Genomic DNA, 14,932 nt, shown 5'->3' on the forward strand with positions numbered 1-14,932 from the left:
TTTTAGAATGTGGAGCGAGAAGGTGTTCAGAAATCGTTTTTATTTTAAAATATTTTTTCCCAGCTCCTTATTTAAAATAATTTTTTCCAACTCTTTTTCATTAATTCCTAAAGATGAAGAAATTAATTTCAAAGCATTTTTGTGAATAAAACCACATCTGAGCATTCCTAGGGAAAGAATAGAGACGACCTTTTCAAAAGCCTTTTCTCCTCCTCTTGGAAGAATAACTAAAATTTTCTCTTTTAATTTTGAGTTTTCTAGGAAAGCCAGGAGTAAGCAAGATACGTCTGGATGAAATCGAGAAAAGAATTGTTGGAATTCTGAAGATAAATTAGGCAAATTGTTCGCGAAGGAGATGAGTCCTAGTGAATTTTTGGGAAGATAATTTTCTATTTTAGAAAAAAATTGTCTGACTCTTTTCATAAGATTTTGATGTTGTTCTCTTTCAGAGAAAGCTAACGTCAACTGTTTTGCAAATTTTTCGTTTCTTCTTAAATCAGCACAGCACTCATCAAAAGTTAACGAAGGAGAGGAAACATCGTATCTGAGAAGTTTTTTTAGCAATCGATCCACGCTGGGATTCAAGAGACTTATCATTTCCAAATAATTTCCTCTAATGAAGAATTTGTGTATGACCTCATCTTCTTCTAGATGTAGTTTTTGAGAAAGGTTCCTTATCAAGTGGGTCTTCAATTCTGAGTTCTTTGATATTAACCAGCCACTTAGAAACAAATTTGTTAGAGTGAGAAAGTCAATTAAGGCTGCTTTTTTTGATGCAATGTCCGCGTTTGGCTCTAAAATCATCTTTTTTAGAGAAAACAAAGGTTCTAAATAATTTAGAGTTTCTTGTGTTGATTGACTTTTTATGAGGGCCAAGAGGAAAAATACGCCGCTGTCCTCATTTGCTAGGATATGATTAATATGCTTGAGCAGTTCAGAGATCTCAGAGCTTGATCCTATTCCAGAATAAAGGTAGGAGGCTTGGTAGGGTGTGATTAAATCTTGGCCGGAGCTAATTTTTTTTCCTAGTTGATCTATGTTTTTAGAGATCAATAATAGGCTTTGCTTAATCTCCCCCCCCTCTTTTTCTAGATTTCTTTGTTTTGTTTTTTTTTCAGATCTTAGGAGATTTTTGTAGTGACTTAAGTTTTGAGGCGCAAGAAAAGAAGATTCATTCAAATTGCTATTTTTTTTGTTTAAAACTTTTTTGGTTTCGAGTTGTTTGTTTTTTTTAAGGGTCTCTTTATTTACTTCTTTATTTGAAGTAGACGAGGGCATAGATGAATTAGTTTCTACGTTTTGGAGGGAAGATTTTCTTATGGGTGATTCTAGTTTACCTAATATTTCGTCTATTTCTTTCAACTCTTTGCTTATCTTAAGTCTACGCGGTTGATCATTGGATGAATGAGTTTTTGTGAGGTTGGGGTTAAATACTTTTGACTGTTCTTTGACTTGAGTAGTGGATTCTTTTATGAATTTATTATTTATTCGTACAATCTCGCGAGCTCTGAGTAGCATTCGTGTGATCAAGATTGTAGATGTCACTACTGAGATAGACAAAGCTATTGCCGGAGCCAAAATCATTAAGCCAGCGCCGGGAAGAGCGAATTGAAGAGTTACCAGTGTTATTGCTACTAAGATAGTCAGTGCTACCGCTGTAATAGCTATCAGTCTTTCTTTTCTCTGATATTTTTCTAACTCATTAATTGTTAGTTTGTAGTCTTTGTTTGAGATGTTTTTTTCATCCCCTGTCTTGTTTTGAGAATTTTGATTGGAATAATTTGTTATTCTCGAGGTGGGATTCATAATAAAAAAATAATTAATATGGTTAGTTAATTTTAATAATTATTTCTTTTTAATTTAATATTGTTTTAGCTTTTTAAATTAACATGTCAAAGTTTCTTGACAAACAAGACCTATATGCGGAAACTCTGATTTTGTTCTTAACGGAGGTGGGGTATATGCAAAAGATAGAAGATTTACTGGGTGGTGATAGTGATAACTTATTGACATACAGCTGTACAAAGATAAAAAAAGAAAGCTTGACGCTACCTTCAGGAGACTTCGTCGATAGAGTTTTTTCTCAGTCAGACAGAAACAACAAAGTGTTAAGATCTTTACAAACTTTGTTTTCACATGGAAGACTGTCGGGTACAGGCTACTTATCAATCCTCCCCGTCGATCAGGGTATAGAACATTCTGCTGGTGCATCGTTTGCTGCAAACCCCATGTACTTTGACCCTGAAAATATTATCAAATTAGCTATAGAAGGAGGATGCAACGCTGTCGCTTCTTCGTATGGTGTCCTTTCTCTAATGTCGAGGAAGTATGCTCATAAAATTCCTTTTATTCTAAAAATTAATCATAATGAGTTGCTTACCTACCCGAATAAACACAGACAGGTTATGTTCTCCAGAGTAGAGGATGCTTATAATATGGGGGCCATTGCTGTAGGAGCTACAATTTATTTTGGTTCAGAAACTTCTTCTGAGGAAATAGTTGAAGTTTCTGAGTCCTTCGCCTTGGCGAGAGAACTTGGCTTGGGAACAATTTTGTGGTGCTACATAAGGAATGCATCTTTTGTTCACGAGGGAAAAGACTATCATACTGCCTCAGATTTAACGGGCCAAGCTGATCATTTGGGAGCCTCGCTAGGAGCAGATATAGTGAAGCAAAAATTGCCTGAAACACAAGGCGGATACACTGCTATAAAATTTGGTAAAACTGATCCTAGAGTTTATAGTGAGTTGTCTTCAGATCATCCAATAGATCTTTGCAGATACCAGCTAATGAATAGTTATGCGGGTAAGGTTGGGCTCATTAATTCTGGAGGAGCTTCGGGAGATAATGACTTGAAGGATGCGGCGAGAACAGCTGTTATCAATAAGCGAGCTGGAGGTATGGGACTTATTTTAGGGAGAAAAGCTTTCCAGAAGTCTTTTAAAGAGGGAATTAAGTTGCTAAATTTAGTTCAGGATATATACTTAGATCCCTCAATCACTATAGCATAATTCGTTAAGGTAAGGTATGCATTCTTCGAAAACTTCGAAAGGATCTTTAGGGACGTTTACCGTTGGGATGCTTTCTTTAGCTGTTGTTATCAGTTTGAGAAACTTGCCCTTAACAGCTAAACATGGGCTCTCTACTCTTTTCTACTATGTTTTGGCTGTTTTGTGTTTTATGGTTCCCTATGCATTAATTTCAGCTGAGTTAGCTTCTTTTAAACCTCAAGGTATATACGTCTGGGTACGGGACTCTCTAGGTAAATGGTGGGGCTTTTTTGCCGTTTGGATGCAGTGGTTCCATAACATGACTTGGTACCCTGCTATGTTAGCTTTCATTGGCAGCAGTTTGGTTTATAAAATGTACCCCGATATGGCGCAAAACAAACTTTACTTATCCAGCGTAGTTTTGGTGGGGTTCTGGGGGCTAACTTTTTTTAATTTCTTTGGTATTTCTACTTCTGCTTTGTTCAGCACGATTTGTGTTATTGTTGGAACTATTATTCCCGGGATTATTTTGGTAAGCTTAGCTTTATTTTGGGTGTTTAGTGGGAATTCCATAGCTATTTCTTTGAATCCTAGGGATATCATTCCAGATTTCGGTTCGCAGACTTCTTTAGCTTTGTTGGCAGGAATGTTGTTAGCGTTATGTGGACTGGAAGCTAATGCTAATTTAGCTTCGGATATGCGTGATCCTAAAAGGAGCTATCCTAAAGCTGTTTTAATTGGAGCTATGTTGACTTTGGCTATCCTAGTGCTAGGATCTCTTTCAATAGCTGTTGTCATTCCCAAAGATCAAATCAGTTTGGTATCGGGCTTGGTCACGGCTTTCAATTTATTCTTCCAAAAATATAACCTTTCTTGGATGACCATGATAGTCGTTTTTATGACCATAGCGGGATCCCTAGGAGAATTGAATGCATGGATGTTTGCTGGGACAAAAGGATTATTTATCTCCACCCAAAATGATTGTTTGCCAAAAATCTTTAAGAAGACGAACTCTAGAGGTGTGCCAGTCAATTTAATGTTGTTTCAGGCTATTGTTGTGACAGGTTTTTCGGCGTTGTTTTTACTGCTTGGAACGGCAGATATTGCGTACTGGGTTTTAAGCGCTTTAAGCGTTCAAATGTATTTAATGATGTATGTTTGTCTGTTTATAGCTGGCCCTGTTCTTAGAAAAAAGGAACCCAAGGCTGAAAGGATTTTTGTCGTTCCGGGAAAAAACATAGGTATATACATTCTCTCTTTCTTGGGCATTCTTTCCTGCTTTTTTGCGCTTTTCGTTAGCATTTTACCTCCTGAAGGAGTCTCTTATAAGCACTACACCCTGTGGCTTTCCAGTGGTTTCTTGCTTAATTGCTTTATTCCCGTAGGAATTTTTCTTTCACAAAAGAAGAGAGGAAAATCTTTTTAGAAGATCGTATAACGTTAAAATATGTTGGGAAAGAGAAGCTGTAAGATACGATTATTTTTTACAGCGATTGTGAAATCTTCTTCAGATATGTTTGTCCTTTCCAGGAATTTTCTTACTTCTTTCTGAGAGGCTATTCCGAAGTTACTAGTGCCGGAAAATATGGGCGAAGCTATGTTTTCTAGTACCTCTGGAGAGAGTGGAGAATAAACCTTAATGATTTCTTGGAGTTCTTTGCTTTCTCTTATTATTTCTAAAATCAAAAATGGATCAGAAAGGAATTCTTCTAAGTTGTTTTTGATCTCCTCTACAGAGCTAGTGATAGCATTTATTCTAAAAACGGCTTTGCCTAACAGGAGCACCTTACTTGTAGGTAGTTTAAATACTGAAAGCAACTGTATTAGCCATTCTTTTTTTTGAGAAATCTTTCTCTGATCTTCGAGCTTATCACTAGCATACGCTAAGGAATTTATAGTCGTTTTTTTCCTGGAAACTGTCTCCAATAAACTTATCGGGGATAATTCTTCAATAGTGTTAGTCTGAAGGATAAAATTAGCGGTTTCTTTTGATAAGCTCTTTAGGATTAATCCTATAAAATTCCCCGCTTGTAAAAAGGAATCAACCTCTTTTATTTCGGGAAATCTTTGCTTAATAATTTCCTTAGCAGAATCCCTATCATTGAGACTTTTCATTATTTTGCCATAGAGAAAGACATTTGCTAGTCTGAGATTAGCAAGGACTGTTTCCTTTAGAAAATTTTTAGGATTTATCGACTCAGAGAATTTTCGGGTGATACTATTTATTAGAGATATAGAGGGATAGAATTTTTGTGAAGGAGAAGCGAATTCATTACGCCAAAACAAAGATATTCTTTCTCCGTTATGTTCTAAGAAGGTTACGGAGAACTTTAGAAATGCTTCAAGAAATTCTTCTCCATTGCAGTTGCTTATAAGAGAAATATTATCAATGGGTTCCTTAAGATAGACGTAATCTTTAAACAAGATCTCTTTAATAATATTTACTGTGGAGGGCGGCTCCTTTTTTTTGCGTGAAGTAATGCTATGGAAAGCTATCAAAAGATTTTCAATCTGTCGACTTCTATCTGGTTCTGGTTTTTTGTACTCTCCTAAGTGGAGTCCCATAGGAACAAAAAAAGAATTTGGAAAATTGTTTTCAGAAAAATCGGTGTTTCTGTCTTTTTCAAAGATGAGTAGTTTATTTAGGATTTTAGATGGAAAAAACGTTGTAGATTCTAGCTGTTCCAAGCGAGAAGAAAGGATCTTTTTATAATAGCAAATGTAAGAGATAACACCCATGGCAGAGAGTATAAAAGTTGTGAAAAATACGATAGAGACAACTGTAGATACTGGGACAATGAATCCGATAGTTAAACAAAGAAAAGAAAATGTAATCATTCCCAAGATATAAAAAATTGCAGGCAAGATGTAGTCGAGGGACCATTTAGAATAGTGTCTTCTAAGGGAGAATTCGCAAAAAGAAACAGGGGTTTCTTGACTGAGAATCATGTTGATCATTGGACTAGCTTTTAAATAGATTGGGAAATAATAGCTCCAGGAATGTCCCTTCAGATATGGATTTTAGAAAAGATGCTTCATTCAGCCCAAAACGATTGCAGAATAACTGAATATCTTTTTTCGTAAACACCCTGCTGGAGATTCCCCCTAAAATGATAGGGCGAATTAATTTTTTCATTTTTTCAAAGTTGAAACCAGAACTTAAAAAATCTCTAACGAATTCTTGTAATTTTAAATCGGCATTCAAAATCTCCAGAAGTATAGAAGGATTGCTCACAATGGTTTTATGATTTGTTTTAATAAAATCATATAGTCCAACTAAGGCGTCTTTGTTTTTCCAAAGGTTAAAGGCATACAATCTTGACTGAGGAGAAGATAAGGATCTGTAAATCGATAATTTGCTTATCAAGTTTTGTTTAAAAGAAAATAGTTCTTTTCTTTTTTTTTCTCGACTGAATATGCTTAGGTTAAGAACCTCGTTCCGCTTTGCAGAAAGTAATTCCAAATCTTCGGGGTCTCTAAGGAAATTAATAGACAGGGTCTCATCTTTTGCAGATGATTTCTGAATAATAAATTTACACAAATTTCCGGTGAAAAGAGCCTCTTTTAACTCTTTTGATAAGTACTTCGGGTTGTAATTTAATATAGATTCTATAGTTCCCTCCTCAAGGGTTTTGCCCAGAAGCCAAGTGTTTAGGATCCTACAAATGTATATAATGGAATCTTTGAGTGTTAAAGAAGTGTCTTTATTTTTTACAAATTCGTTATGGATGTAGGCAGCTCCTTCAAATATTTTTTGAGTCAGGAGATCCCAAGTTTCTGGATTATCAAAGCAAAAACAAAGGACATCTGACAGTGAATACGCAAGAGAAAAATCCACTATGCTGTCTTTGCATGGTGATAGTCTTGGCGTGATATTTGGCTTGTATGATGAAGGAGCAAAAAGATAGAGAAGCTCTTTTTCTAAACAATCCAAAAAGCCATGGTGCTCGCTTTTTATTAGACTACTGGTTAGGGAGATTTTTTGGGTCAACGCCCTAAAATCCTCTTGGAACATTTTCACTCTTCGCCTTGCTTCCTCTTTTGGGAACAAAGGACTGAGGTAGGGAGAGATAGATATTGTGACAGTATCTAACACTTTTCCTTGTTTGGCGTCTTCAGATTCTCTCAGCAGGAAACTTTTTTGTGAAATTCCCCATTTGATAAGGTCTTTTTGTCTTTGGGAAAAAATAAGTTTAGTTTCATTGAAAGAACTGAATTGCGATAACTCTCTTTTATTTATGAAAAATAATAAAGTGATTCCAAGGAACCAAATAGAAAAAATAGATACAGGGACCGCTATGGAAGCTCCCGTTAGAGGGCACGCGCCCGTGGCTACTAATATGGAGATAACAGTTACGGCAAGGATCGTTAGTGTTTTGAGAACAATCAGGATAATTCGATCTCTAGAAGAAAAAAGAGTGTGTTGGTTGTGAGTGTTCCTTTCAAAGGAACTAAGACTAGGAACCAAAAGAATTCCAACCTACTAAATAATAAACGGCGTAATATACCCTCCGCTTGGATTTTTGTGCAAAAAATAACAATGATCTTAGTAAAAAGTGGCGAAGATCTCTCTGAAGGTAATATTTTCTGTTGTTATTGAGGTTGAAAGTTCTGCTCGCTTCGAACTCTTTTTGTTCTTGCCTTTAAGGTGATTTTTTCTGAGAATCTCTCCCTTCTTGAAAACACGGAAGGTGTCTTTAAGGGAGTTTGCGATTATAGCGTTGCAAGAGGACCGTGGGTTTAAGTGATTTTTAGTCTAATGGAGGACATATGCTAGAAAAAGAGGATGAGGTTTCTATGGGCAGAGCTTTTTTGTCTAATTCTGATCCCCTTATAGCTTTTTTTGGTGGAGATAAGGTTTCTCCCAAGAGTAAGGAGTATTTGTTTGCTCAAGAGTTATCTGAGAAGTTATCCAACGATTGCTTTAACATTGTTACTGGTGGCGGGCATGGCATCATGGAGGCAGCTAATTCTGGGGCTATCTCTGGTTCGGGACTATCTTATGTATTGCATTTTGAGGAATTCCCTTTTAATCCATACTTCTCCCCTGGTTGTATATTTTCTTTTAAGGATCTGTATGCACAAAAACGGGTTATTTTAGAGAATGTCGCAGCTTACATCTTCTTCCCAGGAGGGTTTGGAACGCTTAATGAGCTTTCGGAAGTTATTGCTTTATTTTCTATGGAACAGCTTCTTGTTCGTCCTGTCATTCTTGTGGGCAGTGGTTTTTGGTCCCCTCTTTTGGATTGGATTAGAACACAGATTTTTCAAAACAATTATGCAGATACTAGTGTCTTTTCGCATCTACAGGTTCTAGATGATCAAGAAGCTGTCATTGATATTGTTAAGTCTTTTTTAGATAATTTGTGAAAACGGTTTTTCGTCTTCCATATATCGCTTGAAATCAATGGCTTGCGGGTTGTAAACTTGTGTTTTTGTGTTGGTGGTTAGCCTTTACCAATTATCGTTGTTAATTCTTTTTCAACTTGCTGGGCAAGATGTCTTTTGGTCAAACTGTAAGGTCTAACATACTAAATAATCTTCCGAGAAGTTTTACCCAGTTGCCTGGTGTTTATGGGCTCCAAAGACAAAAAGTTGAGGGAGATAGGCTGACCTTTTTCGTTGTATCTGTGATTGTAGTTCTGGGAGCTATCGTGTCTGTGATTTCTGCCTATGCCCTGGGATTATCTGGACTTTTCACTTCTGTAGCTCCGCTTTATGGAGCTTTATCAGGAATTTCTTTAGGCTTATTTGCCTGTTTAGGATCGATAACTTTTCTCTCCAGGTTAGCGTTATCTCGGATTAATAGTTTTCGAAATGTAAATTCTTTTTTAAGGAAGCACCGATGTAAATTTTCTCATATTGATGATCAGCAGAGAGCGTTTCTATCCTTGCTAAGTCCAACAAATTATGATTATGTGTTAACGCAAAAAAAAGCTTGGACGCATCCTCTTTTTCCTTGCAGAGTTATTTTATCTGCTGGATCTGTAATATTAGGAGTTGGGTTATTAACAGCAGGTGTCTATGTTTTATCGGCTTACCCTGGTAATTTTCTTTCGCATCCATTAGCTTCAATAAGCTTTTCTTTTTTAAGTTCATCCCTTGTTTTTTCCGGGTTATCTGCATTTAAAACGCATTTTTTGCTAGCCGAGGGAGTTAGTAGTTTACAGCTACTGTACCTGAGCCAGTACCTTCTTCCCAAATCAACAAAAAATATTCATAAAGAAAGAGATGAAGAACTTAACGCTTTACGTCTGCAACTATCTAAAGAGAGTTTGTCAAAAGAAAAATTTTTGCGAAAAAAAAACCTTGCAGAGTTTAGGTTAAAAAAGGTCGAGGAAGAACTTCAGGAATGCATGCAGAAGGCCTTATTTGAGGAGGAAAAACAACAGAGTTCGAAGACGAGTATTTCTGTACAGACTTCGGAAGAAAGTGAGGTGTCAGATGAGTCTGAGCAAGAAGATTCAGAATTTTTTGAATCCTTGTCCTTGATTAGCACTGATTCGGAGGAAGAAATTGAAACAAACCCATTATCATTAAAGATGTTATCAAAAGCTAATTCCGAAAAGTCCTCTAATAGAAAAGTATTTTCCACGAGCAAAATAGTTTCTCGGGTAGGTTCTTCTATTCTTTCTTCAGAGTCTAAGCGTCTTTTTCAGCCAGGAAACAGATTGATTTTAACTGGTTTAGGAGCACTTTTTGTTGGGGTTCAAGGTATATGCTATGGAGCTGAAGTGATTCAATTAAAGGTTTCATCCCTGAAATGCTCCAGTAAAGTACAGGAAGCGGGCTCTTGGATTCAAAAAAATAGTAAAATTATTACTGGGGTAGTTCTCGAAATTTTAGAGGAAGAAAAGAAAAATAAGGAAGCTTCATTCTCCTGGTTGCTTTTTAGATTTTTTGGAATCAAAGTCCTCAAGAAGTCGAGTTAATCTTTTATTAAGATTTCTTTAATTATTAATTGTTATTTCTGTTTTTATGTTTTAAATATCTGTTTTTGTTATAATTACTACCTGTTTATGATTTGATCTATCTTTTAGAGGGTAATTAATTATGACCTTTGTAAGAAATGAGTCTAATCTTTCTTTGAATTTTGAGAACACCGAGTCTCTATTTAATGAAGGGGTCGCAAACAAAGGAAGGCCTTTTTCTAGGTCCCTGCTTTCCGTAACCCTTTTGGCTCTCGGAGCTATAGTCATGGTTTCTGGGGTGATAGCTTTAATTCTGTCTTCTCCAGCTATTCCTATTACGGCTTCGGTAATTCTGGGAATCACCTCAATTTCTTTTGGGTCAATCTTATTAACGATATCCGTCATGGTGTTGGCTTCTTCTAAATTATTTGAGCACTTCAACAAAAAGAAGGAAGAGGTTGCTGAGTTGTTGGACAAGATTTCCTTCTTAGAGTGCTCCGAGTGCGAGTTAGAAAGTGCGCTGAGGACAGCTAAGGAGAATGAAACGTCCTTGATGTTGACTTTACAGACGAAAGAGGAATTTATTTCTGAGTTGGAGTCCGGAATATCTTCCAGCAGGGAGCGCATTAAGGGGATCCAAGACCAGTTCGATCTTATGAGATCGGAAAATCATGAGCTAGCTAATAAGCTCAAGATTTCTGAAAAAGTTTTAAAAGAAAAAGAAGAAAAGTTTCTTCAAGAAAACCTAGTCTTGACTCAGTGTAATAGAGATCTCGAGGCTCTTAATAAACGAATTAGACAAGAGTTAGAAAGACAGGTTATTTTATTAGCTGAGCTAAAAAATAAGGAGTTTGAGTTAGAAGAGCAGCTTCTTATTAATAAAAAATCCACCTTGGAAGCATTTAATGCTGACAAAGAGCTTTTAAATTTGGGTTCGAAACTTGTTGATTTATTCAGAGAAAACCATCGATTGAAAGATAGACTAAAATTATTTGACGGGAGTCTAGATTGCAAGAATTTATCACAACTTCCCACCTCCTTTGGTAAAGGTTCAAGTACCACCTCTCCCCTTCCTGTTCCTTCTTTTGTTATGTCTGGAGCATCAGTAGAGACTAGAGGCTTTCTTTCGGAACCTGATAACGCAAGAGTTCCCAATATTTCTGAAAATTACAACGAAAAGGGGTATAAAGAAGAATCCTCCTATCAGCAAGATGAGGAAGAGCAGGGAGAACAGGAGGAAAGTTTACAAGAAGACGATAAGACAGACAGCTAGAAAAAGAGAGAAAAAGGGGAGAAAACTTTTGTCTTTTCTCTTTTTTAAGCTTTGTAGGACCTAACCTTCTGCTTTTGAAAGAGCAGCTTCTCTTAATTAAAGAATACAGCATTAATGACCCCTGTAATGACAAAGAACATAAGCATAGACATAATGTCATTAAGAGCGGTTACTATTGGGCCGGATGCTAGGGCTGGGTCTACTCCTATTCTGACAAAGAAAAAGGGAGATAAAACTCCTAATGTTGTAGCAGTCAATGAGGCTCCTAAAATACCTGTTGCTACAGTCATACCTAATTGAAGATTATTGCCTAGGAAGAAACCAAGGAAGCTGGCTCCGTAAACTATAAGACCACACAATATTCCAAGAATAATCCCAGTTAAAAGGCCTATCCCCATTTCTTTAAAGATAGTTTCTCGTCTCCTGCCGCAAGGGAGGGTGCCAGTAGCCATGCTTCGGACCAATATTGTGCTACATTGAACCCCCACATTTCCAGACATCCCATTGATAAGAGGAATGAAAAACATAATAAGTGATAATAGACCAGGAGCGAGCCTTTGGAAATACGCCATAGCGGAGGCACTGGTCAATCCCGCTAGCAAGGTAAAGAGAAGCCATGGAGCTCTTAGAAGAAACCGTTGGAATACATGGCAGTTGTGATATCCAAGGTCCTCCGTAGTTCCTGCCATTTTTGCAATAGTCTCATCAGCAATATCCTCTATTGTTTCGACGACATCTTCGTAAGTGATAGCCCCTATGAGAAAATTGTCTTCATCAACCACGGGCAAAGCAGCGATCTTATATCTTTCAACGATGTCCACAACTTCTTCTCTTGTGGCATCAGGAAGCACTTTGTGTTCAATTTGATGCATAATCTGCTTCAAAGAGACTTCTGGAGGATTTATAATGAGGCTTCTATCAGTAACAACTCCTTGTAATTCCCCTTTAAAATCTAGAACAAAAACTAAACGAGTAAGATCGATCCCAGGATTATTACGAATACATGATGAGACATCTTGTAAAGTTGTTTCCATAGGAAAGGCAAAAAATTCATTTGTCATCAAGCGTCCGGCAGTATTCCTGCCGTGCTTTTGTAAATCTTTAATTTTCTGCGCTTTTTTTGAATCAATAAGATCTAAAATTCTTCGGTAACGTCTATCAGGGATATCGTCTAGGACCCAAACAGCTTCATCTGGGGGCATTTGTTCTATGAGAGAACATACCTCAGTATCTGAGAGTTTCCGAAAGATAGCCCACCTTGAAGCGGAGTCTGTGTTAATGATGAAGGCAACTTTCGACGAGATGCAAGAAAGATTTTTGTACAAAACGGCTCGAGAAGCCGAAGGAAGGCCAGAAACAGCATATGCTAAATCTATTGGGTTGTATTCAGATACAATTTTAGATACATCATGAGAATGGATATCGGTCGTAGATAAATGGTTAAAAGCTTTTTCCAGTTTGAAGCTCAATTCATCATCAAGATGACCGGTCTTTGTGTCCATGAGATGCGAAAACCCAGAATCGACTTTCTCTTGATCGGTCCTATTCAATTCCCCCATAAACACACTATTCCTGTTATGATTGTTTGCCTCTTAAAGTTGATGAAAATAATTTTTTCAAATTCAACTTACTAAAAATACTATCTTGTTGTATCTGGGACCATGAGATATCGGATCCACAATCTAAGGCCTTTTGAAAAAAGTTTATAGCTCGGTCCTCTTTTCCTAACATCATGTATAGCTTGGATAGAGGATACAATGCCTCTAAACACCCTTTTTCAACGCACCGCACTAGAAATCTTTCAGCCACTGTAGAGAAGCTTCCATCTTTCCCTAAAGAAAGACATAAGTAAGCCCTTCCTAAAAAGAGAAGCATATCCTCATCATCTTTCTTATCTACCCTGTAAGCATTTAAAAGCGCTATAGCCCTTTCTGCGCTTTCGGTGTCACCTAAATTCTCAGATAGCGACAGATACGTTTCCACTAACTCTAAAGTATATTTTGGAGGATATCTAGATTCTTTGTATAGGGAATGGAAGAAATTAAGAGCCTGGTCATACAACTCCCTACTCTTTTTTATAGCTCCCAATTCTCTCAGAGAGATCCCCCAAGACTCAATAATACTCTCTTCTTGAGCAAGTTTCCATGCTTTAGAATAATGCAGCAGAGACTCCTCTAGGAAAATTTCCGTATATGAGACGTCCGGGGTATTCTTTGCTAACAAATACAAGATCTTTCCTCTGTCCCTCCAAAAAATAAAAGCTTCTGGCCTTAGTTTACAAAGTCTTTCTGCTACGGCCAAACCTTTTTTTAATAAGGTAGGGCTTTGCTTCTGCATTCCCCACGCCAGGTACGCATCAAAGAGTCTCTCTAGAATATCAACAGTCTCTTCATCTTCTAGGGCTGTAAGGAAACAAGAAATCGCGACAGAGAACTTTTCATCATCACAATAATATATAGCATCACAAAGTTGGGTGACTCCAAGAGCTGGAAGCAATTTAACGTTTTCAGGAAACAGTTTTAAGGTTGAAATGATCCTATGTCTACTCTCCTGAAACAGCGCAGGTTCCTCCAGGTGTAGCCCTAAAACTGCTATGCCTACAGCAAGTTCCTTAGTGAGTGCCATTGGGTTAGCAGCTTTACTCTTCAAAAAGGATAGCTTATCCAAACCAGATTCGACATATAGAGGATTTTGGCTAAATATACCAAAAGAGATCAACATGCTTCCCCAGAGAAGCCATAGATCTGCATTCGTAGGGTTTTCTTGAGCTATCTCTCTCAGAGTTTCATTAGCATGATTGAAATGCGCAACGGAGTATGTAAGGCGGAATAATTTTTCTAAAGCCACGGCATAGAGATATCTTCCTTGAGAATACAAAGGTGATACTAATGACTTGTTAAAGGTGTAAAAGATTGCATAAGAAAGAATTGTGATAGCTTCCTGGATGGGTTGCGTGCACCCCGTCCTGTCCCCCCAGGCGATTAGCAGCTCTGCATAATTAATCTGGAATAATGGATTCTTGGGATGTAAATGAAGGGCTTTTTCCAGATGCTTCTTAGCTAAAGTAAGGTGCTCTAGCTCTTTGGACAGGAAATATGCTTGTAAAAAAGCTTTGCCCATGATGTTGTAATTAACAGAGCTTTCTGAGATAGAAGGTGTTGCATTTTTTTTAGTATGCTGAAAATGTGAAGAAACGAGAAATAGATCTAGCTGAGGAAAAAAATTTAGTATTTGTTGAATGTTCTGAAACCCTATCAGGGAGCAATTTAGAAAACTTTCTTGTCTTGTTATTTGATAAATTTCAAAACAAGAAGAAGCGTGAATCAAAGTAACGGTTATCCTGTCATACGTGTCAATAGTATTATTGAAGCGTCTTATGTAGTTTTCCGCATGGCGACATACCGCGTGTAGTATTTTAGCATTTTGTAACTTATATCCTAATTCTTGGCCGAGCTTTATAAAGCACCGAAAAAGCTCTTTTTTGTCTAATTTGTCTAGAGTTGAGGATAAGCTGTGAAAAGTCGCTTCCTTTTCTTCCTCCGATACTAAATCATTTTCCACTAAGTTCCGAAGCTCAGAGATAAGAGAAGCAGAAAAGGATTCTGTATCCTCTTGGATTAGAACGTCTTTAAGAGATGTGGGGCTAGAGGCTTCTTTTTTCATAACCTAACAGCAAAATAAGGACCTAAGTAATCTACTAAAAACAAAGGAATTAATAAAGGTTCTTGTTTAATCAAAGAAGATTCAATATCGAGAAT

At 37.1% G+C, this 14,932-nt stretch carries 10 protein-coding genes; 5 read left to right on the forward strand and 5 right to left on the reverse strand.

The features are described 5' to 3' along the window. Positions 1–39 precede the first annotated feature (39 nt). Positions 40–1,806, reverse strand: coding sequence for a CT214 family putative inclusion membrane protein (locus tag KJA62_RS02005; RefSeq protein ID WP_213318367.1), 1,767 nt, complete (start codon positions 1,804–1,806; stop codon positions 40–42). Between the two features lie 155 nt (positions 1,807–1,961). Here KJA62_RS02005 and KJA62_RS02010 point away from each other — a divergent pair, with 155 nt between their 5' ends. Both KJA62_RS02010 and KJA62_RS02015 read left to right on the forward strand, forming a co-directional pair. Further along, the gene (locus KJA62_RS02010) at positions 1,962–3,011 is read left to right on the forward strand and encodes a class I fructose-bisphosphate aldolase (RefSeq protein ID WP_213318368.1); all 1,050 of its coding nucleotides are present in this window, start codon (positions 1,962–1,964) and stop codon (positions 3,009–3,011) included. Between the two features lie 16 nt (positions 3,012–3,027). After that, positions 3,028–4,416: an amino acid permease gene (locus KJA62_RS02015; protein ID WP_213318369.1), complete on the forward strand. Its 1,389-nt coding sequence runs from the start codon at positions 3,028–3,030 to the stop codon at positions 4,414–4,416. Positions 4,417–4,430: 14 nt separating this feature from the next. Here KJA62_RS02015 and KJA62_RS02020 read toward each other — a convergent pair whose 3' ends face one another. Continuing rightward, a complete protein-coding gene (locus KJA62_RS02020; RefSeq protein WP_213318370.1) occupies positions 4,431–5,948 on the reverse strand; it encodes a CT214 family putative inclusion membrane protein in 1,518 nt (505 codons plus the stop codon). A 4-nt stretch (positions 5,949–5,952) separates the two neighbouring features. Then, on the reverse strand, positions 5,953–7,458 hold the full coding sequence (locus KJA62_RS02025; RefSeq protein WP_213318371.1) for a CT214 family putative inclusion membrane protein: 1,506 nt from the start codon (positions 7,456–7,458) through the stop codon (positions 5,953–5,955). Between the two features lie 302 nt (positions 7,459–7,760). On the opposite strand from KJA62_RS02025, the gene KJA62_RS02030 reads away from it, so the two are divergent. From KJA62_RS02030 to KJA62_RS02040, 3 genes are all read left to right on the forward strand, one after another. Beyond that, positions 7,761–8,360: an LOG family protein gene (locus tag KJA62_RS02030; protein WP_213318372.1), complete on the forward strand. Its 600-nt coding sequence runs from the start codon at positions 7,761–7,763 to the stop codon at positions 8,358–8,360. Between the two features lie 128 nt (positions 8,361–8,488). Beyond that, entirely contained in the window at positions 8,489–9,922 is a 1,434-nt protein-coding gene (locus tag KJA62_RS02035; RefSeq protein WP_213318373.1) for a hypothetical protein, read from the forward strand. A gap of 121 nt (positions 9,923–10,043) precedes the next feature. Beyond that, positions 10,044–11,174, forward strand: coding sequence for a coiled-coil domain-containing protein (locus KJA62_RS02040; protein ID WP_213318374.1), 1,131 nt, complete (start codon positions 10,044–10,046; stop codon positions 11,172–11,174). A 92-nt stretch (positions 11,175–11,266) separates the two neighbouring features. Here the strand turns inward: KJA62_RS02040 and mgtE are convergent, their stop codons facing one another. Both mgtE and KJA62_RS02050 read right to left on the reverse strand, forming a co-directional pair. Beyond that, entirely contained in the window at positions 11,267–12,733 is a 1,467-nt protein-coding gene (gene mgtE / locus KJA62_RS02045; RefSeq protein ID WP_213318375.1) for a magnesium transporter, read from the reverse strand. A 16-nt stretch (positions 12,734–12,749) separates the two neighbouring features. Beyond that, the gene (locus tag KJA62_RS02050; RefSeq protein WP_213318376.1) at positions 12,750–14,837 is read right to left on the reverse strand and encodes a tetratricopeptide repeat protein; all 2,088 of its coding nucleotides are present in this window, start codon (positions 14,835–14,837) and stop codon (positions 12,750–12,752) included. Between the last annotated feature and the right edge of the window lie 95 nt (positions 14,838–14,932).

It is taken from the genome of Chlamydiifrater volucris, assembly GCF_902806995.1.
GTDB classification, from domain to species: domain Bacteria; phylum Chlamydiota; class Chlamydiia; order Chlamydiales; family Chlamydiaceae; genus Chlamydiifrater; species Chlamydiifrater volucris.

Excerpts from the sequence above, each read along its gene's own strand:
- KJA62_RS02010 (WP_213318368.1), top strand. The coding sequence starts at position 1,962 with ATGCAAAAGATAGAAGATTTACTGGGTGGTGATAGTGATAACTTATTG.
- KJA62_RS02015 (WP_213318369.1), top strand. The coding sequence starts at position 3,028 with ATGCATTCTTCGAAAACTTCGAAAGGATCTTTAGGGACGTTTACCGTT.
- KJA62_RS02040 (WP_213318374.1), top strand. The coding sequence starts at position 10,044 with ATGACCTTTGTAAGAAATGAGTCTAATCTTTCTTTGAATTTTGAGAAC.
- KJA62_RS02020 (WP_213318370.1), bottom strand. The coding sequence starts at position 5,948 with ATGATCAACATGATTCTCAGTCAAGAAACCCCTGTTTCTTTTTGCGAA.
- KJA62_RS02005 (WP_213318367.1), bottom strand. The coding sequence starts at position 1,806 with ATGAATCCCACCTCGAGAATAACAAATTATTCCAATCAAAATTCTCAA.
- mgtE (WP_213318375.1), bottom strand. The coding sequence starts at position 12,733 with ATGGGGGAATTGAATAGGACCGATCAAGAGAAAGTCGATTCTGGGTTT.
- KJA62_RS02030 (WP_213318372.1), top strand. The coding sequence starts at position 7,761 with ATGCTAGAAAAAGAGGATGAGGTTTCTATGGGCAGAGCTTTTTTGTCT.
- KJA62_RS02035 (WP_213318373.1), top strand. The coding sequence starts at position 8,489 with ATGTCTTTTGGTCAAACTGTAAGGTCTAACATACTAAATAATCTTCCG.
- KJA62_RS02050 (WP_213318376.1), bottom strand. The coding sequence starts at position 14,837 with ATGAAAAAAGAAGCCTCTAGCCCCACATCTCTTAAAGACGTTCTAATC.